Source organism: Streptomyces sp. NPDC031418, from assembly GCF_055581605.1.
Map to the genome: position 1 here is coordinate 129,819 of NZ_JBVIJC010000023.1, position 9,937 is coordinate 139,755.

Annotated in this window: 9 protein-coding genes; 4 read left to right on the forward strand and 5 right to left on the reverse strand. The window is 70.7% G+C overall.

The features are described from left to right. Positions 1-157: 157 nt before the first annotated feature. Positions 158-847: a hemerythrin domain-containing protein gene (locus ACZ5CZ_RS30390; RefSeq protein ID WP_468947487.1), complete on the reverse strand. Its 690-nt coding sequence runs from the start codon at positions 845-847 to the stop codon at positions 158-160. Positions 848-930: 83 nt separating this feature from the next. On the opposite strand from ACZ5CZ_RS30390, the gene ACZ5CZ_RS30395 reads away from it, so the two are divergent. From ACZ5CZ_RS30395 to ACZ5CZ_RS30410, 4 genes are all read left to right on the forward strand, one after another. Beyond that, positions 931-1,377: a MarR family winged helix-turn-helix transcriptional regulator gene (locus ACZ5CZ_RS30395; protein ID WP_468947489.1), complete on the forward strand. Its 447-nt coding sequence runs from the start codon at positions 931-933 to the stop codon at positions 1,375-1,377. 78 nt (positions 1,378-1,455) lie between these two features. Continuing rightward, on the forward strand, positions 1,456-1,860 hold the full coding sequence (locus ACZ5CZ_RS30400) for a DUF5958 family protein (protein ID WP_468947491.1): 405 nt from the start codon (positions 1,456-1,458) through the stop codon (positions 1,858-1,860). 421 nt (positions 1,861-2,281) lie between these two features. After that, positions 2,282-5,116, forward strand: a complete 2,835-nt coding sequence (locus ACZ5CZ_RS30405; protein ID WP_468947492.1) for an NACHT domain-containing protein — start codon at positions 2,282-2,284, stop codon at positions 5,114-5,116. 465 nt (positions 5,117-5,581) lie between these two features. Further along, a complete protein-coding gene (locus tag ACZ5CZ_RS30410) occupies positions 5,582-6,178 on the forward strand; it encodes a hypothetical protein (RefSeq protein WP_468947493.1) in 597 nt (198 codons plus the stop codon). Here the strand turns inward: ACZ5CZ_RS30410 and ACZ5CZ_RS30415 are convergent. From ACZ5CZ_RS30415 to ACZ5CZ_RS30430, 4 genes are all read right to left on the reverse strand, one after another. Next, a complete protein-coding gene (locus ACZ5CZ_RS30415; protein ID WP_468947494.1) occupies positions 6,157-6,630 on the reverse strand; it encodes a hypothetical protein in 474 nt (157 codons plus the stop codon). The genes ACZ5CZ_RS30410 and ACZ5CZ_RS30415 overlap by 22 nt on opposite strands. A 1,388-nt stretch (positions 6,631-8,018) precedes the next feature. Continuing rightward, positions 8,019-8,699, reverse strand: coding sequence for a class I SAM-dependent methyltransferase (locus ACZ5CZ_RS30420; protein WP_385847237.1), 681 nt, complete (start codon positions 8,697-8,699; stop codon positions 8,019-8,021). A gap of 387 nt (positions 8,700-9,086) precedes the next feature. Next, a complete protein-coding gene (locus tag ACZ5CZ_RS30425) occupies positions 9,087-9,539 on the reverse strand; it encodes a hypothetical protein (protein WP_468947496.1) in 453 nt (150 codons plus the stop codon). A gap of 301 nt (positions 9,540-9,840) precedes the next feature. Then, a partial coding sequence (locus ACZ5CZ_RS30430) for an aggregation-promoting factor C-terminal-like domain-containing protein (RefSeq protein ID WP_450788068.1) occupies positions 9,841-9,937 on the reverse strand: 97 nt, incomplete at its 5' end.

The window sequence follows — 9,937 nt, forward strand, 5'->3', positions numbered from 1 at the left end:
CGTGTGCAGTACTGGCGTCCCTCGCCCGGGGCGACGTACATGGACGGGCACCGGTTCACCGGCTGACCCGCCGCACGGGTCGTGGACTGTGCTGGTCAGAGTATGGGCCGCTTTCCGTGAGGGTCCGCCGCAAAGTGGCGTGACGGCGAGCCGCACGTCAGGGCTGGGCCTGGAGCGACCAGCCCTCCGGCACGCCCAGGTCCTCATATAGCCGCTGGCGCTGGCCGGGGCTGAGGGTGGTGGTGGCCGCGGCCAGGAGACCGGCCTCCTGGCCCGGTGCCGTCTCGACGATCCCTCGCGCGATCGCTGTGCGCACTGCGGGCGGCAGTGCGGGAAGCATCCGGCGAAGGTCGGTCAGAGTCTCTTCGGGGGTGCGCGAGGCGCGGAAGGCGGCGAGGACGGCGTCCAGCTCCGTGTCGCCGACGTACTGCCACAGTGCCGGCATCGCGACTGTCTCCTCGATGTGAAGGTGCGCGAGGTAGGCGCTGATGACTTCGTTCAAGGCGAGGTAGAGGGCGTGCTGGGCCTCCGGCAGGGCCTCGGTGGGGGTGCCGGGGAGCGAGCGTGCCTGCTCGTCGAGTGTGGTGAAGGCGGCGTCGAGGCGTATGTGCTCGGCGTCCAGTGCGTCGGCTGCTTCGGGGGCGCGCTCGTGCAGGAGCTGGTGGATGAAGCTGTCCTCGTGGTCGGCGTGCTCACGCAGTTCCTGGGTCATGGCCAGGCAGCGCTCCGCCTGTTCGGCGGCGGCGCCGCTGTGAGTGATGTCCGCGGCGCCGAGTTCGGTGGCGAGGGTGAACAGCCGCGCACGCTGCCCCATGTGGACGTTCCGGTAGAGGTCGATCCTGGGCATGGTCTGCCCTTCGGGTGGCCGATGCAGTACGATGACAACACGTTGTCTTTCTAGCATCATATTGTCAAATGGAGGAGTGTCCGATGCCGGACGAGGCAGCCCTGCTGATCGCGGACGTCTTCGAGGCAGCCGGCGCCCTGCGCCGGCTCGGCGAGCAGACCGCCGCAGCAGAAGGCCTCACCCAGGCCCGATGGCAGGTTCTCAGCGTCGCCTCCGAGGACCCGCTCACCGTCCCCCAGGCCGCACGCCGCCTCGGCGTCAGCCGCCAGAACGTCCAGCGCGTCGCCAACGACCTCGTGTCCTTCCGACTCGCCACCTACGAGCCCAACCCGGACCACCGCGGCTCCCCCCTGCTCACGCTCACGCCCCGCGGCAGGGAGTCACTCGCCCGCGTCACCGCCAGGGCCGAACAACTGCACCGCACCCTCTTCGCGGCCATCCCCGCCGAGGAGATCCACGCCACCAGGACATCGCTACGGCGCCTGCTGGCCGAACTCGACCGCCACGAAGGAGAAGCAGGCACGCGCTAGCACTCCAGTGCTACTTCGTGATCTGGTTCGATGACCTTGCGGGGCAGGAAGCCAGGCTTGTTGTGGAGATGGGGCGGGATGGACGGACGCACTGTCATCCTGAACGAGTTGGCGCAAGGCATCCGTCCTCTCGCCCAGGGCATCGGCTGGTTCGAGGGCCTCGCCGAGACTGAGCCGTTCGAAGTCCTGCGCGACCTGGCAGGGTTCTGTATCCAGGCCCGCGCAACCGGCGAGGACGGGCCGGAGAGCATCCGCAGAGCTGGCATCCGGCCCACCCACACACCGGCCGTGCTGGTCCCCCGCGGACGCCTCACCGAGCAACTGACAAAGATCATCAACCTTCCGCAGGACGAGCGGGTCAAGGCATTCCGGCTGCTGGTCGCACTTCTTGGCGTCGCTGATGAGCGGCGGCGGCTCCGCTTCTGTGCCGACGGGTGCGGGCACGCCTGGCACCACCTGAGGACCGGAGCGGGCACCGCGTGATCATCGGGGGTTGTGGACTCCTGAAGATCGTGCGGTGGGCCGCGGGCCATAGCATGGACGCCGCCCGTTGACGGGCGATGTTCGACCAAATTATGGCCCGGATCTGAAACGGGCGGTCCACGCGCCTCCCCCTACCCGTCGTGCGCGAGGAGCCCCGCGCCGTCCTCAACCGCTGCGAACCGGCCTGGCTCACAGGCTCGGCAAGCCCCTCGGCTCCGCCCGGCCGCAGCACAGCAACACAGGTCCGGCCGGTACGAGTGCAATACGGGCGGGCAGCTGCCGGGCGGTGAAACCCCGCGGGGTTGCCCTCAGGGACGCTCTGCGCGTCTGCGTCGGCGGATCGCCATTCCTTATTACTCTCCGTACAGGAAGCCGGCTGCAACGGGGATCTGCGATGCGTTGGTGGAGAAGCGGGATCTGGGTGGCTGCGGTCGCGGTCACCGGCACGGTGTTCCTCGTCGCGCTGGTGCACGGAGCCCTTGACGACCCCGCAAGGCTGACCGCCCTCCTGACCTTTGCGCTCTCCGTCCTCGGACTGGCCCTCGACCTGTGGCGTCGCAGCTCCCCGGATGCGCGGCGCACCGGTGCCCCGTCCAGGGAGCGGCTGGAGCAGTCCGCCGAACGGCTGGCCGCGGCTGTGCACGAGCAGTGGGAGCAGGAGTGGCGGCTGCGGCGGCTGCAGGATCCGTCTCCGCTCCCGGTGCAGTGGTCGCCCGCCGAAGCATGGCTCAGCGACGTTCCGGACACCGTCGGACCGGCCATGGAGCCGGATGGCCGGCTCGAGGACATCTCGGCCGCTCTCGAGGCGGTACCTTCCCGGCGGCTGGTGGTACTGGGCGGCGCGGGCAGCGGCAAGACCGTCCTGGCCGTCCGTTTCCTGCTGGACCGGCTGACCCGGCGCGCTCCCGGCGATCCGGTTCCGGTGATCTTCTCTCTGTCTGGCTGGCAGCCTGGCCAGGAGCGGCTGCGGGACTGGATGGGCAACGAGCTGCGCGCCACCTACCCCGGCGCCGCCTGGACCCGGGAGCTGCTGAAGGCAGGGCTGGTGCTGCCCGTCCTGGACGGGCTGGACGAGTTGCCCCAGTCGGCGTGGGGCACCGCGCTGGAGCGGCTGAACGCCGAACTCGGTGAGCGGCAGCCGGTGTTGCTGACCTGCCGGAGTGAGGCGTACGCGCAAGCCGTGGAGACGGGGGACGTGCTGACGGCGGCCGCCGTGATCGAGCTGCGGCCCCTGACGTTCGAGTCGGCCTGTGCATATCTGGTGCGCACGGCCAAGCCGGTACGCGGCGCGGGCGGCAGGCGGGCCACGCGCTGGGACCCCGTCCTCGCCCACCTCCACACGCATCCGGACTCCCCCGTCGGCCACGCTTTACGCCGCGTCCTGAGCACGCCGCTGATGGTGGCGATGGCCCGGACCGTTTACGGCGACGGCGACAAGGACCCGGCCGGCCTGCTCGACGACCGGTTCACCGACCCGGCTGTGCTGGAGGAGGACCTGCTGGAGGCGTTCGTGCCGGCCTGCTTCGCCGACAGCCCGAGCGCGAGCCGGGCCCCGGCCTGGCTCGGCTACCTGGCCGCCTCCATGCAACGCCGGAAAACGCGACAGCTGGCCTGGTGGCAGCTGCGGCTGCAAATGCCGTGGCTTCTGCGCAGACTGGGCCCCATCCTGCTGCTGGGGGGCGTGGTCGTAGCCGCCGGCGCGGTACGGGCCCTGTTCCCCTCCGGTGCATCGGCGCCGGTCGTCACCAGTGCCTTCGTCGGCGGGGTGTGCCTGGGCTACCTGGCGCTGTCGCACGACCGCAACGCCGTGGCAGCAGTGGTCGTCGGGCCGCATCAGGTACTGGGCGAGGCACTGCGGGTCTCCGTGGCCGTCGTACCCGTGGCCGTGGCGGTCGGGGTCACAACGAGCACCAGCCTGGACTGGATGACAAACGTGAACGGCGAACTCGGTGTGGGGTGGCTGGCCCCCGTAGCCCGTGCAGTCGCCTGCGGTCTGGCCACCGCCATCGTTCTGGCCGTGCTCGGGATCACCGGCGAACCGGTCCCGCTGCACACCCCTCTGGCCAGGCGCCGCATCGTCGCGTTCCCGGTCGTCACTCTGCTCTCCGCCGCCTTTGTCTTCTGGATCGCCGCGGTCCTCCTCGCCTCCGTCTGGGCCGGTGCAGCGGTCGCGGCAGTGACGGGTGGACTGATCGCGCTGGGCCTGCGCAGCAGGCACAACAGCGCTGCACGGACCGCACTCCCGCGTCCCGCACCCCGACGGGCGCGGGGACGGTCGTGGCGGACGGCGCTGCTCGGCCTCGGGGCCGGTGTGGTGGCCGGCCTCTGCGTGGGGTCCGCCTTCGGAATCGCCGCGGCCGTGCCGGTGGGCGTCCGGGCCGCCGTCCGCGCGGACTTCCCGAGCGGCACAGTGCACCGCCTGCCCGACGGCACGCGCTACGTCGTCACCCCGGACGGATGGCTCCATGGTCTGCGGCCCGACGGCGACCGCTACCTGCGCCCGCCCCGGCCCGTCGACGGGGTGGTCGAGGTGTGGGACGACGGCAGCCGGTACGCCTATTGGGCGGCGTCCTCCCGACAGGCCGCACACTGGCAGTGCTCCGCCCTGCACTGCCCCCCGTTCCGCGGCCGTATCGAACTGCGTCTACGTCATCCCGCCAGCAATCCGGAGGTCCGGCTTCCCAACGGCACGTACGTCGAGGACGGCGACTTCGAGAACCGATCGCCCCACCGCTCCTACGACTGGCTGTTCGCCGCACCCCCGGCAATGCTCTTCTGGCGCACCATGGCTCTCGGCCTGACGGTCGGCCTGGCCCTGGGGCTTGCCAGCGGCCTCGTCTCCGGCATCCAGGCGTGGCTGAGCAGACCGGCCGACACGGCACGAGCGGTCAGTCCTCACGCAAGTCTGAGCACCGACCGCGCCACGGTCATCACCCGAGGTATCACCCTGACCCTGCTCGGCATCCTCGGCACGTTCCCGGCAGTCGCTGTCGTCTCGCAGACCAGCAACTCCGTCGTCTTCGCTCCCATCCTGGTCTGGCTGTTCATCGGCCCCCTGACCATCTGCCTCAGCGCCTGGTGCTGGTTCGTCATCGCCCGGCTCTGGCTGTGCGGCACCCAGCGGCTGCCCTGGCGCCTGATGGCGTTCCTGGAGGAAGCCCACCAGCGCGGAGTACTGCGTCAGACCGGAGCCTCGTACGAGTTCCGGCACGCACGCCTCCAGGACCACCTCGCCGCCCGCGCCCCGTCCGGATGACCGACTTCTCCAGGACGTGCTGACTGGCCTGCTCCGCGGCCTGCTCCAGCATGTTCAGCTCATCAGCTGTCTCTGCCATGAACAGGGAACGCCGGCAAGGATCGCTGCAACACCAGGGCCGAGGTGCTGAAAGACGAGACGGTCATCACCCCGCGACCAGGGCACGGCGAGCCAGTGATACTCACCCGGGAACGATGCTCCAGCCTGGTCTTCTCCGCTGGTTCCTACGCGCCATACGTCAAGCTTGATCAGCTAAGGGCTGTCCCGTAATCGATCTTCGGGTGGCGGGTGAGCTGGCAGGAGCGCTGGTGCTCCGGTCGGTCAGCGCGTCGTGGGTAGCACCTACCATGCCGTCGTGACGCGACCGTGGACGGTACGAAGAATGGCCGAGCAGTTTGTTGAGCTGCTCGGGATAGCTCCTACCAGGATCGATGGCGGCGAGCTGGAGTTCGTCCGGGGAAGCCTGTGCACCACGCTTCGATCTGGAAGGACCGTTACGACCGGTCGCTCTTCGGCTGGATGGTGCACACGGACTACTGCGGTCTCGGTGACCGGATGGATGGCTTTGGTGGTGTGGGCATCCGGATCGACCACCCCTCGCCGTCCGGCGACGCAGGTCCGACTGACATCCCTCCCGCTGCCTGCTATCCCTGGCCGGCGGGCAGTGCTCCGCTCGCCTATGAGGTCACCGCCGGCGTCACTCAATACGGGCCGCCGTGCCTGCGCTTCGTCCGCGACTCCCACGACCTGGGGCTGCTGCTCCTGGCGGACGCCCATGTTTTCCGGGACGGGGTCTGGTCGTTCGCGCCGGCCAACAACGAGCCGGGACGACTTGCGAAGGCCATGCTTCTGGCTCGTCAGTGCGGTGATCAGGATCTGGAGCGGGCGGCTGTCGCTAAGTTGCGGAACCGCGGCGAGGAACCGGTGGCTCGTCGCCCCGACTACCTGTTCCGGCAGGCCGTCGCCGACTGGTCCAGGCAGTATGCCAAGGCCACGGGCATCGATCTCAGTGACCTGGCCAAGCTCAAGCGGAAGCGCCTTCAGTACCCCGAGATCCCGTAGCTCAGCACGGCTCCTCGGAGCCGAGAGATGATCTCGCCGTGATCACGGCATCGGAGCCCCGCTGGATGGGCGGCGTGGGCGTGCCAGTCGATGACCTGCTCGCGAGTCAGGTCCTCGAGGACGAGCTCCTGCTCCTGGTCGACGTCGTCGACGACCGGGGCCGGCGCGGCGGGCGGGCGCGGCGCGGGGATGACGACGGGCACCACGGGCTCAGCCGGGGCGGCAACCTGCGCGGCCGCGGCTTCGGCGCAGGCCTGAGCTGCGGTGGCCTTCCGGGCGCAAACCTGCTCCCACTCCAGCTCACGGGCCCACGCGCGGGCGGTCATCCGTTCGTGCAGCTGCCGGTCGACCTCCGCACGGCGCCCCGCCTCGGAGGCCTGCGGCCCGCCGGTCGTAGCATCGGGGGCAGACCCGGCCGGAATCGAGCAGCACCCGGCCCTCGCACCGGGCATCGCCGGACTGCTGGCGCTGCGGCAGGCCCCGGCCGATCAGCCAGCCCAGCGGGTCGTTGATCGGGCCTCCAGTGCGCAACTGCTCGCCGAGGCCGGCGGGTGAGTCGGTCGGCGACGGCCTGCGGCGCGTCCGTACGGCCTGCAAAGCCCTCCGCCCGGGTCAGTTCGCTGCGGGCGGCAGCCTCCACCAGACGGCGGGCGGCCAGACGCTCCAGCCGCGCCCACACCAGGTCCACCAGGTGCAGGACGGGCCGCAGGTCCTCCGGCGGCAGCGGCGCCCTCCCCCACTGCTGCCTGCTCTGACCCCCGCCGTCCAGGATCCACACCGAGGCGCCGGCCACCGGCCTACGGCCGCCCTTCACGCCTTCGACAACCGGGGACTTCTTCGGCTGTTCCCCGCGCAGCGGGCCGTCCTCGCGCACGCGTGCACGATCCGGCCGACGGCGGTTCCCACCACAGCCTTCGCCGGAAAACCACCAGAGAGCGAGAGAGAAGGAACAGGAGTAACCACAGGAGCGTGAGAGGCGTGAAGGTGTGCAGCATCGGCGCGGGCTGCCGTACCGGCCTCCACGCCCTGCCCGGCCCCCTGAACCCCAGTAAGCACAAGGGACACAGCCTCACCGGCCGCCTCATGATCTCCACATGCAGTACCGGCGAGGTCTGAAAACATCACGTCGGCGGCCTCGCGAGCCTCCTGGACGGCGATGCCGGGCGCGCGCGCAACTTGGCAGCAACCGGACCCGGCTGCGCGCGTTCAGCCCCAGGCCGTTCCGTCACATCGTCCAGGACGTGACGGATGGCTGGCCGCTCTCGGCTATCAGGCACGGCACAGCGGAGTGTGTAGGACCGGGGGGATGGGGGGCTTCCCCGGCTCGCGCACCGCATCGTCGGCGACGCCGGCCACCTCGGCGTTGAGCCCCGATGATCCTCGACAGTGCCACAGCGCTCGTGCACGAAACAGCCCCCGCCAGCTCCCCTCGGGTGCAGCGGAACTCCCCCAGTCTCTACTGTGGCCGCCGATCCGACCGCCCTCTGATGTGAGGTTGCCCGGATGGACAGCGCGGCTTTCCGTCGTCGTCACGGTCGGCGAAGCGGATGGGAGCGGTGGATACACGTACCCAGCGCTGACCGCAGCGCGCACTTTGCACGCCCGGCTGGCTGCTGCGGGCCGGGCGCTGGAAGTCCTGCGGATCGGCGCCGCTGACGGCCTGGAGGCCCGGGTCGCTCCGGCCAGTGACCCGCCCTTACTCCGCACCCCACCAGCGAGAGCACCCGCTTCTGACGTACCGTCACTGACACCAACTCACCGGCATCACATCGGCACACCGCATCGGTGGCTCGGTCATCCAAGCCTGCCCAGCTTCCAGGCCTGCTGTGAGCGGAGGGGCTCAGCGCAGCCGTCGTGCACGCAGCACCAGGTCGTCGGTATGGTGCGCGCCGGCGCCGCCGTCGGGTGCCACGCGTGGTCGCTGCTCGTTCACCTCCACCGTCCAGTCGTCAGTGAGCAGAGCGGCGACCATCGAGGGCCAGACGTAGTCAGCCGGGTCGAAGCCGCTGTCGTGCGCCTGCTGGGTGTCCATCCCCGCGTGGTGTACGAGCAGCAGCACGCCGCCGGGCGCGACGGCCGCGAGCAGCGCTCGCTCGGCTGCGGCATCGGGGGTACGCAGCAGGGCTGGATACTGCGCGGAGACCAGGTCGAAGGAGGCCGGCGGGAGTGCCGCTTCCGTCAGCGCGGCGTGTACCCAGCGAACGGCGACGCCTGCGTCCCGCGCGTGCCCGGCCGCCCGCTCCAGCGCCACTCCCGAGACCTCGAGCGCGGTCACGTCCCAGCCGCCGCGCGCGAGCCAGACGGCGTCCGCGCCCTCGCCGCAGCCGACGTCGAGCACCCGCCCGGGCGTGAGCCCGGCGACCTCGGCCACAAGCGCACCGTTGGGCTGGCCGCTCCACAGCTGTTGCCGGTCGGCGTATCGGTTGTCCCACTCCGCCCGCACCGCGGGGTCCCCGACGTACCCGTCGCCAGGCAAGGAAGTGTCAGACGCGGGCGATCCCGCTGTGATGTTGTCGGTCATGGGCCCAACGTCACCCATCGTGGCCCGGTCACGCCACTGTTGTTGCCGCTCCGGCAAAACGGCGTCCAAGGGGCGAGGATCGGCCGGGCGCAGTCGCACTGGAGATCATCGAATCAGACCGGCTGCGGCGCCCTTGACCTGTGCAGTCACTCTTCGATGGCACAAACCGTCGTCAAGCAATCTTGGGTGGCAATCGGGCAAGGTTCGCTGTCACAGATCAGCCTGGGAGAGGTCAGCTCGCCTCTGAGCGGGCGCGGGCGAGGAATCCTGCCGAAGCCCCGGCGGCTTCGGGCCCGCTGGTGGAGAGCCGGGCCGCTAACGCCAGCGCGTCGACGTCGGCGCCGGGCACCATACGGGCCAGTTCGGCGAGCAGTACGACGTGCGCGATCACCGACGGCGGAAGAAGGCCGGTGGCGCCCTCGCGGGCGGCCGGGTCACGGTCGTGCCCGAGGTACGCGGCCAGGACGTGGGCGAGCCGACGTCGGCCTGGGCATACCCGCCAGCTCGCCGGGTCAGCTCGTCGCGCACGGCTTCATCCCCGTCGCGGGGGTCAATCTGCCCCAGCGAGCTCGTGCAGCGCCTGGAGTTCGTCAGCGCGGGCGGCGATGCGCTGCGCCTCGCGTACGGCGGCCTCCCGTTCGGCGGCGGCCGCGGCTTCGGCGGCGATCCCGGACTGGTGTCCGGGTCGTAGAGGGTGCCCGGCGTGACGGCGGAGAGCAGCTGGGCGAGGGGCTCCCACTCCGCCAGTTCCGCCCGGCCGCGGGCGTCATCGGCCAGGTCCTCGTGCCGGGCGAAAAACCGGGCGTCCTCGAGGGCCGCCACGATGGCGCCGACGTCCATGCCCTTCGGCCGGGTGGGGCGGGGTGAGCTGCTGAAAGGTGGCCCGGGTGGTGTGTGGATCCCATGAGGAGGTCGCCGAGGCGCAGCTGCGAGACCTGATCGCCGAGCGGGGCCGCCAGGCATACCTTGCGAGACCTGATCACCGAGCGGGACCGCCAGGCGTACCTTGCGAGAGCAACTCGTTCGACGGGCGGCGGGTGCCTACGCGTGCGCCCCCGCCGGGGGCGGGGGCGTGAGCACGTGGGGCGCGGGGTGTGGCCGGTGGGCCGCTGTGGGGGGCGCCCGCCGTGGTGGGTGTGGCTTAGTACCAGCCGTTGGCCTGCCAGAAGGACCAGGCCTTGACCGGGCTGCCGTAGCGGGAGTTCATGTAGTCCAGGCCCCACTTGATCTGGGTGGCC

What these genes read in the sequence shown, in the direction of transcription:
- ACZ5CZ_RS30395 (WP_468947489.1), top strand. Translation starts at nt 931, where the DNA reads ATGCCGGACGAGGCAGCCCTGCTGATCGCGGACGTCTTCGAGGCAGCC.
- ACZ5CZ_RS30420 (WP_385847237.1), bottom strand. Translation starts at nt 8,699, where the DNA reads ATGACCGACAACATCACAGCGGGATCGCCCGCGTCTGACACTTCCTTG.
- ACZ5CZ_RS30425 (WP_468947496.1), bottom strand. Translation starts at nt 9,539, where the DNA reads ATGGACGTCGGCGCCATCGTGGCGGCCCTCGAGGACGCCCGGTTTTTC.
- ACZ5CZ_RS30390 (WP_468947487.1), bottom strand. Translation starts at nt 847, where the DNA reads ATGCCCAGGATCGACCTCTACCGGAACGTCCACATGGGGCAGCGTGCG.
- ACZ5CZ_RS30415 (WP_468947494.1), bottom strand. Translation starts at nt 6,630, where the DNA reads ATGCCCGGTGCGAGGGCCGGGTGCTGCTCGATTCCGGCCGGGTCTGCC.
- ACZ5CZ_RS30400 (WP_468947491.1), top strand. Translation starts at nt 1,456, where the DNA reads ATGGACGGACGCACTGTCATCCTGAACGAGTTGGCGCAAGGCATCCGT.